General features: G+C 70.3%; 15 protein-coding genes and 1 pseudogene. 4 read left to right on the top strand and 12 right to left on the bottom strand.

All coding sequences use genetic code 11. The annotated features are described in order from the left end of the window. Positions 1 to 491: 491 nt before the first annotated feature. Genes thrB through argS form a run of 5 tightly spaced genes read right to left on the bottom strand, consistent with a single transcriptional unit; the run spans position 492 to position 6,909 of the window. Positions 492 to 1,382 carry a homoserine kinase gene (gene thrB / locus CUT39_RS11525; RefSeq protein ID WP_100446651.1) on the bottom strand — a complete coding sequence of 297 codons (891 nt, stop codon included), beginning with the start codon at positions 1,380 to 1,382 and terminating at the stop codon, positions 492 to 494. A 55-nt stretch (positions 1,383 to 1,437) separates the two neighbouring features. Beyond that, positions 1,438 to 2,517, bottom strand: coding sequence for a threonine synthase (gene thrC / locus CUT39_RS11520; protein ID WP_232805714.1), 1,080 nt, complete (start codon positions 2,515 to 2,517; stop codon positions 1,438 to 1,440). Positions 2,518 to 2,524: 7 nt separating this feature from the next. Continuing rightward, a complete protein-coding gene (locus tag CUT39_RS11515; RefSeq protein WP_100446647.1) occupies positions 2,525 to 3,805 on the bottom strand; it encodes a homoserine dehydrogenase in 1,281 nt (426 codons plus the stop codon). A gap of 57 nt (positions 3,806 to 3,862) precedes the next feature. After that, positions 3,863 to 5,260, bottom strand: coding sequence for a diaminopimelate decarboxylase (lysA, locus tag CUT39_RS11510; RefSeq protein WP_100446645.1), 1,398 nt, complete (start codon positions 5,258 to 5,260; stop codon positions 3,863 to 3,865). Next, a complete protein-coding gene (gene argS / locus CUT39_RS11505) occupies positions 5,260 to 6,909 on the bottom strand; it encodes an arginine--tRNA ligase (RefSeq protein ID WP_100446643.1) in 1,650 nt (549 codons plus the stop codon). The genes lysA and argS overlap by 1 nt, the downstream gene beginning before the upstream one ends. A gap of 206 nt (positions 6,910 to 7,115) precedes the next feature. Here argS and CUT39_RS11500 point away from each other — a divergent pair, with 206 nt between their 5' ends. The 4 genes from CUT39_RS11500 (at position 7,116) to CUT39_RS11485 (ending at position 9,456) form a co-directional block, all read left to right on the top strand. Then, the gene (locus CUT39_RS11500) at positions 7,116 to 7,922 is read left to right on the top strand and encodes a DUF3105 domain-containing protein (RefSeq protein WP_100446641.1); all 807 of its coding nucleotides are present in this window, start codon (positions 7,116 to 7,118) and stop codon (positions 7,920 to 7,922) included. 5 nt (positions 7,923 to 7,927) lie between these two features. Next, entirely contained in the window at positions 7,928 to 8,542 is a 615-nt protein-coding gene (locus CUT39_RS11495; protein WP_100446639.1) for a DUF305 domain-containing protein, read from the top strand. A gap of 9 nt (positions 8,543 to 8,551) precedes the next feature. Then, on the top strand, positions 8,552 to 9,046 hold the full coding sequence (locus CUT39_RS11490) for a hypothetical protein (protein ID WP_100446637.1): 495 nt from the start codon (positions 8,552 to 8,554) through the stop codon (positions 9,044 to 9,046). 62 nt (positions 9,047 to 9,108) lie between these two features. After that, the gene (locus CUT39_RS11485; RefSeq protein ID WP_100446635.1) at positions 9,109 to 9,456 is read left to right on the top strand and encodes an MmcQ/YjbR family DNA-binding protein; all 348 of its coding nucleotides are present in this window, start codon (positions 9,109 to 9,111) and stop codon (positions 9,454 to 9,456) included. Between the two features lie 4 nt (positions 9,457 to 9,460). On the opposite strand, the gene CUT39_RS11480 is transcribed toward CUT39_RS11485, so the two are convergent. The 7 genes and pseudogenes from CUT39_RS11480 to pth all read right to left on the bottom strand — a co-directional run bounded on the left by CUT39_RS11480 (position 9,461) and on the right by pth (position 19,645). Next, positions 9,461 to 11,668: a glycine betaine ABC transporter substrate-binding protein gene (locus CUT39_RS11480; protein WP_157930626.1), complete on the bottom strand. Its 2,208-nt coding sequence runs from the start codon at positions 11,666 to 11,668 to the stop codon at positions 9,461 to 9,463. Positions 11,669 to 11,783: 115 nt separating this feature from the next. Continuing rightward, a complete protein-coding gene (locus CUT39_RS11475; RefSeq protein WP_100446631.1) occupies positions 11,784 to 13,871 on the bottom strand; it encodes a glycine betaine ABC transporter substrate-binding protein in 2,088 nt (695 codons plus the stop codon). Positions 13,872 to 14,324: 453 nt separating this feature from the next. Continuing rightward, entirely contained in the window at positions 14,325 to 15,611 is a 1,287-nt protein-coding gene (cysN, locus tag CUT39_RS11470) for a sulfate adenylyltransferase subunit CysN (RefSeq protein WP_100446629.1), read from the bottom strand. After that, positions 15,611 to 16,516, bottom strand: a pseudogene (cysD, locus tag CUT39_RS11465) (sulfate adenylyltransferase subunit CysD); the annotation flags it as partial. The gene cysN and the pseudogene cysD, both read right to left, overlap by 1 nt. A gap of 60 nt (positions 16,517 to 16,576) precedes the next feature. Continuing rightward, entirely contained in the window at positions 16,577 to 17,395 is an 819-nt protein-coding gene (locus tag CUT39_RS11460) for a 3'(2'),5'-bisphosphate nucleotidase CysQ (RefSeq protein ID WP_100446625.1), read from the bottom strand. An 83-nt stretch (positions 17,396 to 17,478) separates the two neighbouring features. Further along, positions 17,479 to 18,981, bottom strand: a complete 1,503-nt coding sequence (locus CUT39_RS11455) for a sugar transferase (RefSeq protein ID WP_100446623.1) — start codon at positions 18,979 to 18,981, stop codon at positions 17,479 to 17,481. Between the two features lie 76 nt (positions 18,982 to 19,057). After that, positions 19,058 to 19,645, bottom strand: a complete 588-nt coding sequence (pth, locus tag CUT39_RS11450; RefSeq protein ID WP_100446621.1) for an aminoacyl-tRNA hydrolase — start codon at positions 19,643 to 19,645, stop codon at positions 19,058 to 19,060. Positions 19,646 to 19,647 lie beyond the last annotated feature (2 nt).

Below are 19,647 nucleotides of genomic sequence, written 5' to 3'. Positions count from 1 at the left end.
GTCTTTCAAATAGCCGCAATGCCGATGTTCTGGTTTGCGTCCCGCCATCGCGTCGCCCACCGCGCGCTACTCGACTGGCAACGGTGGTTGTGGTGCAACAGCAGGTGCCGGGTACACCCCGGGATGGTCCGCTGTGCGGGCACTCCCGTTGGAGGCGAGGCCTCAGGTCCTGTGACTCGACGGCCCGCGATGGAAGCCAGACGCGCACGGTGCGACGCGTGATTGCGATCCCCGACGGTGCCGACGCGCCGACGCTGCACGGAGAACTTCACTGGAGCGAAGTCAGAGCTGTGCCATGGTGCGCTGGAGCTATGCAAAGTCACAAATCCATTTGAGGGTGATGACCCAAACAAGAGATCAGGCGTGCGCTGGATGCGCCGCAGCTGTTGTGACTACAAGCATAATCAAGGCTTCAAGCAGTCACGACACCGGGTGGTCGTCTACTGGGAATGATAGCGCATCCTCCCCATTCTCACCAACGGACCCGAGGATCACTCGGGCTCCCGGTCGGTAACGATCGCCGCGCCCGAGACCACTTCGAGGCGCATGACCTCGAAACCCTCCGGCTCGGCCGGCACGGGCGCGCCGTCCACGCACAGGGCGATGACGGTCGGCCCCGCTCCGGAGATCGCCGCGGCGATCCCGGTGGAACGCAATCGTCTCAACAACTCCGCGCTCTCCGGCATTCCCTCCGCCCGGTAGGACTGGTGGAGCCGGTCGTCGGTGGCGTCGAACAACCGGGACGGCTTGCGGGTGACCGCGTCGACCAGCAGGGCCGCCCGGGACAGGTTGTAGACCGCGTCCTCGTAGCCCACCCGCTCGGGCAGCGCGGCCCGGGCGGCGGCGGTCAGCCCCTGCCGGGTGGGCACGAACAACCGCGGCCGAATCCGGGGCGACGGTTCCACGCTCACCGCCCGCGCGCGGTCCTCTGTGGTGTACGCGATGGTGAGGCCGCCGAGCAGGCACGGAGCCACATTGTCCGGATGCCCCTCGATCTCGGACGCCAGCGCGAGCTTGTCGGGCCGGCTCAGCCGGCGCTCGGCCAGCTCGTCGGCCAGCATGATCCCGGCGACGATGGCCGCAGAGGAGGAACCGAGGCCGCGGGCGTGCGGGATGCGGTTGCGGCACTTGAGCCTCAGACCCGGCGGCTCGAGTCCGAACTCCTCGAACGTTCGCAGCATGGTCGCGGCTACGAGGTGGTGCTCGTCGGTGGCGACGCTCCCGGAGCCCTCGCCCTCCACTTCGACCGAAACACCCGACCCGGTGATTTCGGCGGAGACCTCGTCGTGCAGGCCGAGGGCGAGTCCGAGGCAGTCGAAGCCGGGCCCGAGGTTCGCCGAACTCGCCGGAGCCCGGACCGTCGCCCTGCTCAACTTCCCCATAACAATCCCTCCCGTCTCCCGCCGCCACCCGACATCGCGGTCGCTACGCTCCCCATCACAGTCCAAGGGCCGCCGCGGTCTTGACCACGTCCACCGGGACGGTCTGCGGCTGCGGGGCTGTGGAGACGGCCCAGTCGGGGTCCTTGAGCCCGTTGCCGGTCACGGTGCAGACCACGGTCAGGCCGGGCTCGAGCCAGCCGGACTCGGCCTGCTTGAGCAGGCCGGCCACGCTGGCGGCGCTGGCGAGCTCGACGAAGACGCCTTCGTGGCGGGCGAGCAGCATGTAGGCGGCATGGATCTCGCGGTCGGTGGCGGCGACGATCTTCCCGCCGGACTCCTTCTCGGCGTCGAGCGCCTTGGTCCAGGAGGCGGGGTTGCCGATGCGGATCGCGGTCGCGATCGTCTGGGGCTCCTCCACGACGTGGCCGGAGACGATCGGGGACGCGCCGGAGGCCTGGACGCCGAGCATCCGGGGCCGCCGCTCGGTGTTGCCGGCTTCGAAGTCCTCGTTGTAGCCGATCCAGTAGGCGCTGATGTTGCCGGCGTTGCCGACCGGCAGGCAGTGCACGTCCGGGGCGTCACCGAGGACGGCGGCGATCTCGAACGCGGCGGTCTTCTGGCCCTGGATCCGGTGCGGGTTGATCGAGTTGACCAGCGCCACCGGGTACTCCTGGGAGAGCTTGTCGGCGATGGCGAGGCAGTCGTCGAAGTTGCCCTCGAGCTGGATGAGTTTGGCGCCGTGGACCAGGGCCTGGGCGAGCTTGCCGAGGGCGATCTTGCCGGCCGGGACGAGCACCGCGCAAGTCATCCCGGCGCGGGCGGCGTAGGCGGCTGCGGAGGCCGAGGTGTTGCCGGTGGAGGCGCAGATGACGGCCTTGGCGCCTTCCTCGACGGCCTTGGAGACCGCGACGGTCATGCCGCGGTCCTTGAAGGACCCGGTCGGGTTGAGACCCTCGATCTTGAGGTAGACGTCGCAGCCGGTGCGCTGGGATATCACCGGGGCGGGCACCAGCGGTGTTCCGCCCTCGTGCAGCGTCACCGCGGGGGTGGCGTCGGTGACCGGCAGCCGGTCCCCGAATTCCTCGATCAGTCCACGCCATCCCCGGTAGGGCGGGCGCATGCCAGATTCGGACATGTCGTCCTTATTCTCCTTCGACGCGCATGACGCTGGTGACCTGATGGACCGACGCCAACTGCGAAAGTTCCTCTACGGTGTCCGACAATTGGCCGTCGGCCGCGGTGTGGGTGACGACCACGAGCTGGGCCTCGTCGTCCCTGCCGGACTGGTGGACGGTCGCGAGGCTGACGCCGTGGTGGGCGAAGGTGGCTGCCACGCGGGCGAGCACGCCGGGCTCGTCGACGACGTCGAGGCTGACGTGGTAGCGGGTGCGGGCCTCGCCGATGGGTCTCACCGGCAGGTCCGAGTAGGCGGCCTCAGGTGGGAACGCCGTGATCCCGCCGCGCTTGTTGCGTGCCACCGCCACGATATCGCCGAGCACGGCCGAGGCGGTCTCCGTCCCGCCGGCTCCGGCGCCGTAGAACATCAGCCGCCCGGCCGCCTCGGCCTCGACGAACACCGCGTTGTAGGCGCCGTTGACGTTGGCCAGCGGGTGGGAGGCGGGGATCATCGCGGGGTGGACCCGCACCGAGACTCCGCCGTCGGCCTCGCGGCCGGCGATGCACAGGGGCTTGACCACGCGTCCCTCGGAGGCGGCCGAGGCGATGTCGGCCTGGCTGACTGCGGTGATGCCCTCGCGGTGCACGTCGGCGAGGTCGACGTGGGTGTGGAAGGCCAGGGAGGCGATGAGCGCGGCCTTGGCGGCGGCGTCGTAGCCGTCGACGTCGGCGCTCGGGTCGGCCTCGGCGTACCCCAGTTCGCCGGCCGAGGCCAGGGCCTCCCCGAAGCTGACGCCCTGCTGCGACATCTGCGTGAGGATGTAGTTGGTGGTGCCGTTGACGATGCCGAGCACCTTGGTGATGGTGTCGCCGTGGAGCGACTCCCGCAGCGGGCGCATCAGCGGGATCGCGGCCGCGGCGGCGGCCTCGTAGTACAGGTCGGCGCCTCCGGCCTTGGCGGCGGCGGCCATCGCGGGCATGTCCTCGGCCAGCAGCGACTTGTTGGCGGTGACGACCGATTTGCCCTCGCCGAGGGCGGCGGTGATCCAGCTTCGGGCCGGTTCGATGCCGCCGGCGACCTCCACGACGATGTCGACGTCGTCGCGTTTGATCAGACTGAGCGCGTCGGTGGTGAACAGGGAGGCGTCCACGCCCAGGTGCGAGCGGTCGCGGCCGGTGCGCCTGACGGCGATGCCGGCCATCTCCACCGGTTCGCCCACCCGGGCGGCCAGCTCTTCCCCGCGCGTTCGCATGAGGCGCACGACTTCACTGCCGACGGTGCCGCATCCGAGGAGCGCGAGTTTCATCGCTGGTCGCCTTTCTGTCCGGTTCCCGGCCCCGGGCGGGGTCCGGCCTCTTTGGTCCTAGCCGACGTCGAGACGCAGGAGGTCGTCTACGGTCTCGCGAGCGAGGATCACGCGGGCTTCGCCGTCGCGGACCGCGACGACGGGCGGTCGGGGCACGTGGTTGTAATTCGAGCCCATCGACCGGCAGTAGGCGCCGGTGCCCGGCACGGCGAGCAGGTCGCCCGGGGCGACGTCGGCCGGCAGGAATTCATCTTTAACAACTATGTCCCCGGCCTCGCAATGCCTTCCCACTACGCGGGCGAGCGCCGGGGCGGCGGTGGAGGCGCGGGAGGCGAGGGTCGCCGAGTAGGTGGCATCGTACAGGGCGGTGCGGACGTTGTCGCTCATGCCGCCGTCGACCGATACGTACAGGCGCGAGGCACCCGCCGACAATGTGACCGGTTTCACCGTTCCGACCTGGTAGAGGGTGAACACGGCCGGTCCGATGAGGGCGCGGCCGGGTTCGACCGAGAGCCTCGGGACGGCGATGCCCGCGGCCGCGCAGTCCTCTTCGACGATCTTGCGCAGCGAGGCGGCGATGTCGGCCGGCGGGAGCGGGTCGTCCTGGCTGGTGTAGGCCATGCCGAAGCCGCCGCCGAGGTCGAGTTCGGCCATGTCCTCGTCCAGCTCCTCCTGGAGCCGGGCGAACAGGCGCACCAGCCGCAGGGCCGAGACCTCGAACGCGGAGGTGTCGAAGATCTGGGAGCCGATGTGGGAGTGCAGGCCGGCCAGATACAGGTGCTTCGAGGTGCCGACGCGGCGGGCGGCCTCGTAGGCGTCGCCGTCCGACAGGGAGAAGCCGAACTTCTGGTCCTCGTGGGCGGTGGCGATGTACTCGTGGGTGTGGGCCTCGACGCCGACGTTGACGCGGACCATCACGTGGGGGCGGATGCCGGCCTCGGCCGCGATCGCCTCCAGCCGCTCGATCTCGGTGTAGGAGTCGGCGATGATCCGCCCGACGCGGACGTCCACCGCCTCGCGCAGCTCGGCCTCGGACTTGTTGTTGCCGTGGAAGCCCAGGCGGCGCGGCTCGATCCCGGCCGCCAGCGCCACCGCCAGTTCCCCGGCGGTGCACACGTCGACCATCAGGCCCTCTTCGGCGGCGGCGCGCAGCACGGCCTTGGAGCAGAAGGCCTTGGCCGCGTAGTAGACGTCGTCGCCGCCGAACGCCTCGGACCAGGACCGGCAGCGGGCCCGGAAGTCGTCCTCGTCGAGCACGTAGGCGGGGGTGCCGAACTCGGCGGCGAGGTGCTCGACCGGCAGGCCGCCGACGTGCAGCACACCGTCGTCGGCGCGTTCAACGCCGCGCGCCCACAGGCGCGGGAGGAGGGCGTTGACGTTGTCGGGCACGCCCAGCCAGGACGGCCGCAGGGAGGCGAAATCGCCGTGCATGGCGCCTGCTTCGTGGATGTGCATCACATGCGCTCCGGGGCGGTGACGCCAAGCAGGGCGAGCGCGTTGGCGAGTACGACGCGGGTGGCCTCGACCAGCCACAGCCGGGCCCGGCCGGTCTCGGAGAGGTCTTCGCCGGGGTAGGGCAGCACGCGGCAGTCGGTGTAGAAGCGGTGGTAGGCGCCGGCCAGGTCCTCGGCGTAGCGGGCGATCCGGTGCGGTTCGCGCAGCTCGGCGGCCGAGGCGACGACGGCGGGGAATTCGGCGAGGGCCTTGAGCAGCTCGTTCTCCCGCGGGTGCGACAGCAGCGCGGCGTCGTAGTCGCCGCCGCGGTCCAGCCCCAGCTCGGCGGCGTTGCGCAGGACCCCGGCGATGCGGGCGTGCGCGTACTGCACGTAGTAGACGGGGTTGTCGTTGCCGTGCCTGGTCCACAGGTCGATGTCGAGGTCGATCGACGAGTCGGCCGAGTAGCGGGTGAGCGCGTAGCGGGTCGCGTCGACGCCGATCGCCTCGATGATGTCGCCCAGCGTCACCACCGTCCCGGCCCGCTTGGACATCCGGACCGGCTTGCCTTCGCGCATCAGGTTGACCATCTGGCCGATGAGGATCTCCAGGGTGCCCGGTTCGTCGCCGAAGGCCCGGCTCATGGCCTGCATGCGGCCGATGTAGCCGTGGTGGTCGGCCCCGAGCATGATCACCACCTTGTCGAAACCGCGCTCGCGCTTGTCGAGGTAGTAGGCGCAGTCGGCGGCGAAGTAGGTCCACGAGCCGTCGCTCTTTTTGAGGACGCGGTCCTTGTCGTCGCCGAGGTCGGAGGTGCGCAGCCAGAGCGCGCCGTCGGCCTCGAAGACGCGGCCCTCCTTGGAGAGCCTTTCGACGGCGTCGTCGAGTTCGCCCTTGTCGTGGAGCTCCTTCTCGTTGAAGTACACGTCGAAGTGGGTGCCGAACTCGGCGAGCGTGGCCTTGATCTGGTCGAACATCAGCTCGACCCCGTGGACGCGGAACACCTCCCGCGGGTCGGCGGCCTCCAGCGCGTCGGGGCTTCGCCGGAGCACCTCGGCGGCGATCCGGTCGATGTAGGCGCCGCCGTAGCCGTTCTCGGGGACCGGCTCGCCCTGGGCGCGGGCCAGCAGCGAGGCGGAGAAGGTGTCGATCTGGGAGCCGGCGTCGTTGAAGTAGTACTCGGAGACGACCTTGGCGCCCGAGGCGCGCATGACGCGGGCCAGCGCGTCGCCGACGGCGGCCCAGCGGGTGCCGCCGGCGTGGACCGGTCCGGTCGGGTTGGCCGACACGAATTCGAGGTTGACCTGCCGGCCCTCCATCGACTCGTTGTAGCCGTAGGCGGTGCCGGCGGCGACGATCCGGCGGGCGATCTCGCCGGCTGCGGCCGCCTCCAGGGTGACGTTGAGGAAACCGGGGCCGGCGATGTCGACCTCGGCGACGCCTTCGGCGTCGGCGAGCCTGCCGGCGATCTCCTGGGCCAGTGCGCGCGGGTCGGTGCCGGCCCGCTTCGCCACCTGCATGGCGATCGTGGACGCGTAGTCCCCGTGCTCGGGGTTGCGGGGTCGCTCCACGGTCGTCTTGGCGGGGAGGGCGGCGGCGTCGAGTCCGAGGTCGGCGAACGCCGCGCGCGTGGCGGACAGCACTTTCTCTGCGAGCGTCTCAGGAGTCACCGTGCAATCCTAAACGCCCGGCCGAGCCGGTCGCGAGCGACGAACCGCGATGTGGCCCGCCGCGGCGGGGTGTTGCGGAGGTCTCTCCTATACGGTCCGCGGACCGGAAGGGGTAAGGTGACGTACGCGAGCGCGATTCATCGGGCGTGTCCCGGCATTGCGCCCAGGCCCATCACGAAGTCGACGAATAAGGCACTCCGCGCGAAATGGCATCGAAGAAGAAAAAGCAGCGGTCCTCCTCGCAGCCCGCGAAGAACGCGGGACGCAAGAACCGCACTGTTCCCGTCAAGCAGTCCAAGCCCTGGGGGCTGATCCTTACCTTCTCCGCTGTCGGCGTGGTGGCCATCGGGCTGATCGCCGCCGCCGCGTTCGTCGTCTGGGACCGCGGGCAGCCGCCCCAGGGGATCGAGAACTTCTACGCGCCCTACGAGTCGTACCAGGAGGCCCAGGAGGCGCTCGGCGAAGGCGACGCCACCGAGGACGAGCTGGAGAACCCGTGGGTGCTGCAGCAGAACCACGTGGACAGCCAGGACCCGACCGCCGTCCCCGAGTACGAGATCACCCCGCCGGCCGGCGGCAACCACCTGAGCAACTGGCAGAACTGCGAGGGCGTGGTCTACGACGCCCCGATCGCCGACGGCAACGCCGTCCACTCGCTCGAGCACGGCGCGGCCTGGCTGACCTACGACCCCGATCTGGTCGACCAGGCCGCGATCGACCACCTGGCCGAGAAGATCGAAGGCCGGAACTTCAGCTTCATGAGCCCGTACCCCGGCCAGGGGACGGAAGTGTCGGTGCAGTCCTGGGGGACTCGTTGGCAGACCGACGACCCGTACCATGACGGTATCGACAAGTACCTCACCTTCGCGATCCAGAACTCGGACAACCTCGCGGAGATGAACGCCACCTGCTCGAGCGGCGTCACCACCACGACCGCCGACGGCGGCGGCGGCGAGGCACCGGTCGACCTGGAAGACCTTGAGGACGTCGAACCTCCCGAGGAGGAAGGCTAGATCGCATGAGCTTGTGGCGCAGGCCCGCTCTGTTGGTGGCGATCACCGCGGTGCTGATGCTCGCCGCCGGGTTCGCCGTCGGCTGGGTCGCCGGCGGGGCGGCCCCCGGGGACGACTCCCCCGAGGCCGGGTTCGCTCGCGACATGCAGACCCACCACCAGCAGGCCGTCGAGATGGGCATGTACGAGTGGTTGAACGGCGAGGACGACGCGATGCGCGCCATCGCCTACGACATCGCCACCGCGCAGAGCGCCGAGATCGGCATGATGCGCTCGTGGCTGACCGACTGGGACGTCCCGATGTCCTCCGCTGAGCAGATGGCCTGGGCCGGCGACGAGCACGTCCACGATCCCGAAGAGGACGAGACGATGGCCGGGATGGCCACTCGCGAGCAGATGGCCGAGTTGAAGACCCTCGAGGGCGCCGAGGCCGACATGATGTTCGCGAACCTGATGATCGAGCACCACATCGGCGGGATCGAGATGGCCGAGGCCTACCTGGACGTGGGCGACCATCCGACCGTCGCGGACGCGGCCACGCGGATGGTGCAGGTCCAGCGGAAGGAGATCACCGACATGGAGGCGCACCTGTCCCGCATCGAGTCCGAGGTCGAGGGGTAGCGGGCGGCGATGAGCGACGGCTGGGGCCCCGGTTACGGCGATCCCTCCCACCCGACCACCAACGAGCTGCCGCGGGTCGGCGACGGCGTCAGGAGCACCGGGGAGATCGACACGCTGCAGGTCGACGCCGCGACCGATCCCGACCTGTGGCGGGTCGCGCGCGGCGGCACCGGCGGCTTCGCGCGGGTCGGCGACGGCCGCGGCACGGTCGGGCCGCTGACGGTCCAGATCGACCGCGTTCCCGCCTCCCCCGACGAGGCGGGCGCCCGCGGCGACACCACGCTCCTGCCCCGCATCGTGCCCGACGCCCCGGCACCGCCGGCCGAGCAGTCGGCGCGCCCGGACGCCGCCGCCGGCCGCAACATGCCGGTGCAGCGGCGCCAGATGGGCCCCGACTGGACGCAGACGCCGCTGCGGCTCCTGGCCGCGGCGGTGGTGAGCCTGGCGGTCCTGGGCCTGTCGGCCGCGAGCCTGCTCTACATCGCCGCCTGGCTCAATCCCTGACCCCGATCGGCTCCGGTACGTCGCACCCGCGCGCGAGGATGGAGGCGTCGAAAGGAGTCCGAATGGAGACCTGGGACGACGTGGTCGCGATCGCGAAACGCTACCCGGCGGTCGAGGAGACCACCAGTTGGCGAACGCCGTCGCTGAAGGTGGCCGGCCGGTTTCTCGCGCGACTGCGCACCGAGGCCGACGGCGCCCTCGCGATCGCGTGCGACCCGAGCGAGAAGGCCGCGCTGCTGGCGTCGGGCGACGAAGCGTTCTTCACCACGCCGCACTACGACGGGTACAACTTGATCCTGATCGACCTGGCGAAGGTCGAACGGGCCCGGCTGACCGAGCTGATCGAGGACGCCTGGTCGATCAAGGCCCCGGCCAAAGTCCGCAGGGCCCGCGAGCAGGCTTCCGGCTGAGTCGTCAAGCGAGCAACCCGCCGAAGGGATTGTCCTCGAGCCAGGCGGTCACGCCCGCCTCGACGTCCTCGTGCTCGTGGAACGCGGTGTTCCACGCATCGGCCATCTCGGCCTCGCTCATCTCGAACGCCCCCAGCGAGTCGGCCAGGTCCGGGTAGTCCCCGCTGAAGCCGCCGTGGGCGAGAGCATTGATGGTCTCGGTCTCGCCGAGGGTCAGCTCCGGGTCCTCCAGGTTCTTCAGGTCGTACTCGTCGTAGGCCCAATGCGGCTGCCAGAGGGTCACCACGATCGGTTCCTTGTCCTCGATCGCCGAGCCGAGCTCCTCGAGCATGTCGGCGGCCGGGCCCGTGTCCAGGACCAGGTCCTCGATGCCGTAGGTCGGCATCGCGTGGTCCCGCACGGCTGTGGTCAGGCCCGAGGTGTCGTCGATACCGACGATGCGGCCGTCGAACAGGTCGGCGTGGTCGTTCAGGTCCTCGAGCGAATCGACCTGGTCGACATAGGCCGGCACCGCGACGGTGAGCCGGGCGTTGCCGTACCAGTCCCCGAGGTCATCGAGCTGGTTCCCGTACTTGTCCATGAAGGTCTCGTGGGTGTTCGGCAGCCAGCCGTCCAGATACAGGTCGATCTCGCCCTCGGCCAGGCTCTCGAACACGGAACCGACTTGCTCGAACTCTTCGACGTCCACGGTGTATCCGGCGGCCTCCAGTTCCTGGCGCCAGATCTCGGTGACGATCATGGCTTCCTCCCACGGGACGAGACCGATGGTGAGGTGCCCTTCGCCCTCGGGCAGGGCGGGCCCCGTTTCCTCGCTCACCTCGGGCATGGTGGACCGCACCTCCTCGCCCGCGCTGCGAGAACCTTCGCCCCCTGGACCGTCGTCCCGCTGGCCGGCCTCCATGGCCCCGCCCCCGTCGTCCCCTTCGGCCTCCCACAGCAGCGGGATCGATACCAGCAGCGCGACCACCAGCAGCAGCGCCAGCGATCCGGCGCCGATGGTCGCCAAGCCGCGCTTGGATTTCATCCAGCCGGACGCACCGGCAGGCGGTGGCGGCAACGGCGCGGTCGGCATCGGGGTCGTGGCCGTCCGGGGCGGCAGCGCCGGGCTCGGGGCCGGTTCCGGCGGCGAGGACGCCGCCGCCTCAGTCGGCAGGCCGCCTTCGGAGACGGCCAGTTCGGGCTGCTCGATCGCCGCCGGCCTGATCCCGATCTCACGGTGGAGAAGGGTCGCCGCCAGCGGCATCCGGCTCGCCGCACCCACCAGGAACAGGCCCGCGATCTCGTCGGCTGACAACCCCGATTCGCGGACCACGCCCCGGGTGATGCGCACCGTCCGCTCCAGCAGCGGCGCGGCCACCGACTCCAGCTCCCGCCGGGTCAGGTGGGCGTCGACGTCGAGCAGGGGAATCGTCAGATCCGTGGCGGTGTTCCGGGAGAGGCGCTCCTTGGCCTGCCGCACCTCCTCCAGGAAGGCGGCGCGGTGGCGAAGGTCGGCCGGACTGTCGGGCGAGATCAGGCGGGACCAGCGCTCGTCGTCGGGCCGGACACTCGCCGCCAGGTGCTCGGCCAGTGCCTGGTCGAAATCGAGGCCGCCCAGATCACCTGCGCCGTCCACGGCCAGCACCTCGAACCCCGAAGCCGTGCGGCGCAGGGCCGTGGCGTCGAACGTGCCTCCCCCGAGGTCGTAGACGACCACGCCCGACCCTACGGGTACCTCGTTGCCGAGCGATTCCACGAAGTAGGAGGCGGCCGCGACCGGCTCGGGCACGAGTGTGACCTCGCCGAATCCGGCCGCCGCGGCCGCGTCGGTGACCACGTGCCGCCGGGTCGGCCCCCATACGGCGGGCACGGTGATGGTCACCGGTCCGAGTTCGCCGAGCGTCTGCTCGCATTCCCGGGCGACGCGACCGAGCACCGCGGCGACGACGTCGGTCACCGGCATCTCGCGATCGCCCAGGAGGATCTCGCCGTCGTCGATGCGGCGCTTGGGATTGGGCTCGAACCGCTCCGGCCTGCGGCGGCCGCTGTGGACGGCGTCGGTACCGGCCACCGGCACGCCGTCGTCGTTCAGGAACACCGCCGACGGCAGTTGCGGCGAGCCGTCGAACAATTGCTGGTGGATGCGGCCGTCGGCCCGCCGAATGGCGACGACCGTATGGGAAGTGCCGAAGTCGACGCTGATCGCGCCGTTCCGGAGGTAGTGATTGGACATGCACACCACGGTAGGTAACGGCGTCTACTCACGACCGATCGTAGGTCCGCGATCGGCTCCGGCCGAGGCCGCGAGACCGCTCCGCGTCGTCGTCCGGCCCGATCCCTGGACGGAGTCAGGCGAGCAGATCCGCGAACGGGTGGTCCTCGAGCCAGACGGCCACGCCCGCCTCGGCATCCCGGTGTTCGTGGAACGCGGTGTTCCACGCCTCGGCCAGTTCTTCCTCGCTCATGGCGAACGCCCCCAGGGAGTCGGCCAGGTCCGGGTGGTCCTCGCTGAAGCCGCCGTGGGCGAGGACGTTGATCGTCTGGCTCTCGCCGAGGGTCAGCTCCGGGTCCTCCAGGTTCTTCAGGTCGTACTCGTCGTAGGCCCAATGCGGCTGCCACAGGGTCACCACGATCGGTCTCTCGGCCTCGATCGCCGAACTGAGCTCGCCGAGCATCCCGGCGGCCGGGCGCGCATCCAGGGTCAGGTCCTCGATGCCGTAGTCGGGGTTCGACCGCCCCGACGCGGCCGCGGTCATGTCCGAAATGTCGTCGATGCCGACGACGCGGCCGTCGAACAGGTCGGCGTGGTCGTTCAGGTCCTCGAGCGAATCGACCTGGTCGACATAGGCCGGCACCGCGACGGTGAGCCGCGCGTCGCCGTACCAGTCGCCCAGATTCTCGATCCCGTCGCCGTACTGGTCCATATAGGTGTCGTGGGCGACCGGCAACCAGCCCTCCAAGAACAGGTCGACCTCGCTCCTGGCCAGGCTGTGGAACAGCTCCGCGACTTCGTCGAACTCCTCGACGTCCACGGTGTATCCGGCGGACTCCAGTTCCTGGTGCCACATCTCGGTGACGATCCTGGCCTCCTCCCAGGGGACGAGACCGATGGTGAGGTGCCCTTCGCCCTCGGGCAAAGCGGATTCGTCGCCGCCCTGCAGCAGCGGGATCGACACCAGCAATGCGACCACCAGCAGCAGCGCCAGCGGTCCGGCGCCGATGGTCGCCAAGCCGCGCTTGGACTTCAGCCGGCCGGACGCACCGGCGGGCGGTGGTGGCAGTGGTGCGGGTGGCGGGGAGGTCGAGGCGGTCCGGGGCGGCAGCGCCGGACTCGGGGCCGGTTCCGGCGGCGAGGAAGTCACCGCCTGGGCCGGAACGCTTCCTTCGGATACGGCCAGTTCGGGCTGCTCGATGGCGGCGGGCCTGATCCCGAGTTTCCGGTGCAGCATGGTCGCCGCCAACGGCATCCCGCTTGCCGCGCCCACCAGAAACAGGCCCGCGATCTGCTCGCCGGGGAGACTCGATTCGCGGATCACGCCCCGGGTGATGCGCACCGTCCGCTCCAGCAGCGGCGCCGCCACCGACTCCAGCTCTTGCCTAGTCAGGTGGGCGTCGATGTCGAGCAGAGGGACGGTCAGATCGGTCGAAGCATTCCGGGAGAGGCGCTCCTTGGCCTGGCGGACCTCCTCCAAGAACGCCGCGCGGTGGCGCGCGTCGGCCCGGCTCTCGGGCGAGTTCAGGGCGGACCAGCGCTCGTCGTCGGGCCGGACGCTCCCGGCCAGGTGCTCGGCCAAAGCCTGGTCGAAATCGAGGCCGCCCAGGTCGCCTGCTCCGTCCACGGCCAGCACCTCGAACCCCGAAGCCGTGCGGCGCAGCACCGTGGCGTCGAACGTGCCTCCCCCGAGGTCGTAGACGACCACACCCGAGCCGACCGGCACGTCGTTGCCGAGGACTTCCACGAAGTAGCCTGCCGCGGCGACCGGTTCGGGCACCAGCTCGACGTTGCCGAGTCCGGCGGCGGTCGCGGCGTCGGCGACCACGTGCCGCCGGGTCGGCCCCCACGACGCCGGGACGGTGACCGTGACCGGCCCGAGGCCTCCGAGGGTCCGCTCGCATTCCCGGGCCACCCGGGACAGGACTGCGCCGATCAGGTCGGTGACCTGCATCTCTCGCTCGCCGAGCAGGACGGCGCCCGCATCGATGCGGCGCTTGGGGTGGGGCTCGAACCGCTCCGGCTTGCGGCGACCGCTGTGGACGGCGTCGGCTCCGACCACCAGGCCGTCCTCGTCGTTCAGGAACACCGCCGACGGCAGTTGCGGCGACCCGTCGAACCACTGCTGGTGGATACGGCCGTCGGCGCGGCGCACCGTCACGACCGTATGGGACGTTCCGAAATCGATACTGATGGAGGCGATGCGGGGCGTGAGCTCGGGCATTCATCGAATCTCCTTCGAGGAAACCCGGGCCTGCAGGCCCGGGAGGAATCGAACTCCTGCGGAGCAGGCCAGCGACCGGAAACCGCTGCGCGGTTTCCGCACCGCCCCGCTACCGAAACCCGGTTCGATCACTGCTACGGTACTGGCGGCCGCGCCGCGAAAACCAAGCACAGCGGCCCTACCGCCGGACTGGCGGCATGTGAAGCCTGTGGAGGCCATGTAAGACATCGGCACCCCTTTCCGGGTTGCCGGTGCGATCGCCGGTGAATCAGGAACCAGCAGGAAACCGTGAGGGATTACTGCCCGGCCGGGCCACCTCGGTCGGAATCCACTCCCTTGAGGGAGGGGAGGACGTCAACCACTGTAGGGAGCCGCGTCAACGCCCTGCCTGTCCGTGCGAACGCCGTGGGACCGGACCCTTCGGGTCCGGTCCCACGGCGTTCGCGTCCGGGCTCAGACGATGATGCCGGCGCCGACCGTCCGATTGTCGGACTCGTCGACGACGATGAAGCCTCCGGTCGTGCGGTTGCGGCGGTAGTCGTCGCACAGCAGCGGCTTGGTGGTGCGCAGCTTGACGCGGCCGATCTCGTTGAGCTTCAGCTCGTTCACCGACTCGTCGCGGTGGAGCGTGTTGATGTCGAGCTGGTACTGCACGTCCTTGACGATCGCGCGCACGTCCGAGGTGGTCTGCTTGATCGCGTACTTGCCGCGCAGGCGCAGCGGACGGGACTCGTCCATCCAGCACACCAGCGCCTCCACGTCCTGGGAGGCGCGCGGCTGGTTCTGCGGGCGGCACAGCATGTCGCCGCGCGAGACGTCCAGTTCGTCCTCGAGGCGGACTGTCACGCTCAGCGGCGGGAACGCCTGCTCCACGGGGCCGTCGGCGGTGTCGATCGAGGCGATGCGGGAGGTGAAGCCGCTGGGCAGCACCATGACCTCGTCGCCGGGCTTCATCACGCCCGAGGCGACCTGGCCGGCGTAGCCGCGGTAGTCGTGGTGGTCGCCCGAGTGCGGCCGGATCACGTACTGCACCGGGAAGCGCACGTCCACCAGGTTCCGGTCGGAGGCGATGTGGACCTTCTCCAGATGATGGAGCAGGCTCGGGCCTTCGTACCAGGACATCCGCTCCGAACGGGAGACCACGTTGTCGCCCTTGAGCGCCGAGATCGGAACGACGGTCAGGTCCGGCACCTCCAGCTTGGTCGCGAAGGCGGTGAAGTCCTTCTCGATCTGCTTGAAGACGTCCTCGTCGTAGTCGACCAGGTCCATCTTGTTGACGCACAGGACCATGTGCGGGACCCGCAGCAGCGAGCACAGGAACGCGTGGCGGCGCGACTGCTCCACCAGGCCCTTGCGGGCGTCGACCAGGATCAGCGCCAGGTCGGCGGTCGAGGCGCCGGTGACCATGTTGCGCGTGTACTGGATGTGGCCGGGCGTGTCGGCGATGATGAACTTGCGCTGGGGCGTGGCGAAGTAGCGGTAGGCCACGTCGATGGTGATGCCCTGCTCGCGCTCGCTGCGGAGACCGTCGGTCAGCAGCGCGAAGTCGGTGTACTCGTCCCCGCGGCCGGCGCTGACGGCCTCGACCGATTCCCACTGGTCCTCGAAGAGCGTCTTGGTGTCGAACAGCAGCCGCCCGATGAGGGTCGACTTGCCGTCGTCCACGCTGCCGGCGGTGGCGAAGCGGAGCAGCTCGGTGGCCTCTTCGGCAGCCGGTGCCAAGGTCTGAGCATCCGTCATCAGAAGTACCCTTCCCGTTTCCGGTCTTCCATCGCGGCCTCGGAGGTCTTGTCGTCGCCGCGAGTGGCCCCGCGCTCGGTGATGCGGGTGGCGGCGACTTCGGCGATGATCTGGTCGATGGTGGCCGCCTCGGACCTGACTCCGGCGGTGAGGTTCGCGTCGCCGACGGTGCGGTAGCGGATCCGCTCGGTGAAGACCCGCTCGCCGTCCCGTGGCTTGATGAACCGGTTGACCGCGTACAGCATGCCGTCGCGCTCGACGACTTCGCGGTCGGCGGCGAAGTAGACCGGCGGCAGTTCGATGTCCTGATCGCCGATGTAGCGCCACACGTCGAGCTCGGTCCAGTTCGACAGCGGGAAGACCCGGATCTGCTCGCCGGGGTGGACCCGGCCGTTGAACAGGGTCCACAGCTCGGGCCGCTGGTTCTTGGGGTCCCACTGGCCGAAGTCGTCGCGGAAGGAGAACACGCGCTCCTTGGCGCGGGCCTTCTCCTCGTCGCGGCGGGCGCCGCCGAAGAGGGCGTCGAACTGGTACTTCTCGATGGCCTCGAGGAGCACCGGGGTCTGGATGCGGTTGCGCGTGCCGTTCGGCGGCTCGCTGACCAGGCCGCGGTCGATCGCGTCCTGGACCGAGGCGACCACGAGCTGCACGCCGGTCTCGGCGATGCGGCGGTCGCGGTAGTCGATGACCTCGTCGAAGTTCTGCCCGGTGTCGACGTGCATGACCGGGAACGGTATCGGCGCGGGCGCGAACGCCTTCCGCGCCAGGTGGAGCATGACGATCGAGTCCTTGCCCCCGGAGAAGAGCAGCGCGGGGCGCTGACAGGTGGCCACGACCTCCCGGAAGATGAAGATCGCCTCCGCCTCCAGCGCGGCGAGATGGCTGACACGGTAGTCGCTCACCGGCGCAACACTCCTCTCAGCCCGAGCCCGGGCGGGGCTCGGTTCGGTTTCCTCTTGAGGGCTCTACTGCGCCCCGCGCACGGCCTCGAGCAGCGGCTCGGCCAGGTCGGGGCGGCAGACCAGCAAGTCTGGCAGGTACGGATCGGGGTTGTTGTACCGCAGGGGCCCGCCGTCGATCCGCGTCGCATGCCAGCCGGAGGCGAGCGCCACCGCGACCGGAGCGGCCGAGTCCCACTCGTACTGCCCGCCAGCATGCACATAGGCGTCCACTCTACCCGTGACGACGGCCATCGCCTTCGCTCCCGCCGAGCCCCACGGCACCAGTTCGGCGCCGACCGCCTCGGCCGCGGCGTGGGCTTCGGCCGGGGGCCTGGTGCGGGAGACGGCGATGCGGGGGCGCTCGGGGCGCGCCCCGGCCACCGGACACCGCTGGTCGGTGCGCAACGTCACACCCTGGGCCGGCAGTGCCACGGCCGCCGCGGTGAGGCCGAGGCCGCGCTGCCAGAGGCCGACGTGCACCGCCCAGTCGTCGCGGCCGTTCTCGGAGAACTCGCGGGTGCCGTCGAGCGGGTCGACGATCCAGACCCGGCCGGCGTCCAGGCGGGCGGTGCCGATGCGGCCGGATTCGCCCTTGCCCTCCTCGGAGAGGACCGCGTCGCCGGGCCGGTCGGCCGCGAGGCGGCCGAGCAGGAAGCCGTTGGCCTCCTCGTCCCCGGCGGCCTTGAGGGCCCGGGGGTCGTCGAAACCGTGCCGGTCCCGGATCTTGAGGAGCAGCTCCCCCGCGCTGGTCGCGAGCTCGGCCGCGAGCGCCGTGTCCTCGGGGTCGGCGGCGTCGGGCGTGGCCGTGGGCTCTCCGGCCGCGGAGGCGGGGGCGTCGGTCATAGTCGGCAGTCTACGCTGCGCCGCAGCGCCGCCCAAATATTGGGCGGCGGTTTCCCGGTGTGCAGGACACATGTCCGGGCGCGTCAGTACGCGCCGCGGGGCCGCAGCACCGCCGTGACCGTGCGCAGCATGATCACGAAGTCGAGCGAGAGCGTCCAGTGCTCGACATAGCGCAGGTCGAGGCGGACGGCCTCCTCCCAGGGCAGGTCGGAGCGGCCCGAGACCTGCCACAGCCCGGTCATCCCGGGCTTGACGACCAGGCGGCGGCGCATGTCGGTCTCATAGGCGGCGACCTCGGTCGCCAGCGGCGGGCGCGGCCCGACCAGGCTCATGTCACCGCGCAGCACGTTGACCAGTTGCGGCAGCTCGTCGATCGAGAAGCGCCGCAGGTACTTGCCTACGGGCGTCACCCGCGGGTCGTCCTTCATCTTGAACAGGACGCCGTCGCTCTCGTTGAGGTGCCGCAGTTGCTCCCGGCGGCGCTCGGCGTCGACGTACATGGTGCGGAACTTCCAGATGGTGAACGGCTGCCCGTCCTTGCCGATGCGCTCCTGCCGGAACAGCGCCGGGCCCGGCGAGGTGCACCGGATCATCAGGACCGCGCCCAGCAGCAGCGGCGAGAGCGCCAGCAGCAGCGCCGCCGCGCCCAGGCGGTCGACGGTGTTCTTCGCCCAGCGGCGGGCGCCGGTGAGGTTGGCGTGGTCCAGGTGCAGCATCGGCAGCCCGTCGACCGGGCGGACGGTGGTCCGGTCCCCGGCGACGTCGACCAGCGCCGAGGCCACGATCAGATCGACCTCGGACCGCTCCAGCTTCCAGGCCAGCCGCCGCAGCGCCGTGCCGTCGATCTCGGGGCAGGACAGCACGATCACCGTGTCGGCCCGCTCGGCCGCGACCGCCTCGGCGACGCGGTCGAACGAGCCGCGGACGCGGGTGTCGAACTCCAGGAGCGCCCCTTGGGCCCGCTCGGTCGGCAGGCAGGCGCCGACCACGTTGAGCCCGTGGTAGTGCTCGCGCCGCAACTGCACGATCAGGGCCGCCACCGCGGACTCGTGCCCGACCAGCACCACCCGCTTCATGCACCGGCCCTGCCGGCGCATGCGGTGGAGCCACTTGCGCCAGGCGAACCGCGCGGCGATCGAGGTGAACGCGGCTGTCGGGATCGCGATGAGCACGAACACCCGCGAGGTCGGCAGCTCGAGGCCGTAGGAGACCAGGGCGACGGCCGCGGTGAGCGCGACCGCGGCGTGGACGACCCGCTGGTACTCCTCGGTGCCGACGAACAGGTAGCGGCTCTCGAAGGCCCGCGACAGTCCGAGGACGGCGATCCACACCAAGGGCATGGCGACCAGGCCGAGCGCGTAGATCTGGCTGTGGTCGTTGAGGCTCCCGAAGCGGGCGAAGAACGCCACCGCGGCCCCGACGACCCCGCCGGCGACGTCGCTGGCGACGATCCCGGCGAAGTACTTGCGCTGCCAAGCCGGAGGGGAGCTGTAGCGGTGCCCTGGCGGGTTGATCGAGTAGACCTGGCCTTCGGAGCGGACCTGCCGCGGGGACCGCGCTTCCCCGTGTGCCTCTGTAACCGTCACAACGCATCTAACGAGCGACGGAACGAAGGGTGACGGCCGGGTTACCTTCCGGCGCCGCCGGGCATCGGACGCGGCGTCACTTTGCGACGTTGAAGGTGTTCTGCGCCGCTTCGAGGCCTTTTTCGATGATGGCCTCGACCGCGTCGGCGGCCAGTTCGAGGTTCAGGTCCAGCTCGGCGCGTTCGGCCTTGGAGAAGTCCTTGAGGACGTAACCGGCCGCGTCCTGGCGGCCGGGCGGGCGGTCGACGCCGAAACGCACCCGCGCGTAGTCCTTGGAGCCGAGCGCCTTCGACAGCGAGCGCAGGCCGTTGTGGCCGCCCTCGCCGCCACCGCGCTTGAGCCGCAGCCGACCGTAGGGCAGGTCGAGCTCGTCGTGGACGGCGATCACCGACTCCGCGGCGATGCCGAAATACCTCGCGAGGGGGCCGACGGACTCGCCGGAGAGGTTCATGAAGGTGAGGGGCTTGACCAGTACGACGCGAGGCCCGCCTACCCCCAAGCGGGCCTCGCAGACTTCGGCGCGGGCCTTGCGGCTCACCGCGAACCGCCCCCCGACGCGACCTGCCAGCACATCGGCGACCATGAAGCCGACATTGTGACGGTTCGCGGCGTATTTCGGACCGGGGTTGCCCAGGCCGGCCACGAGCGTCGTCGAGTCGGACATGA

The organism is Glycomyces xiaoerkulensis (assembly GCF_002798405.1).
GTDB lineage: Bacteria > Actinomycetota > Actinomycetes > Mycobacteriales > Micromonosporaceae > Glycomyces > Glycomyces xiaoerkulensis.
Note: the sequence above shows the minus strand (reverse complement) of the source record. Positions and strands in the feature narration are given on the sequence as shown.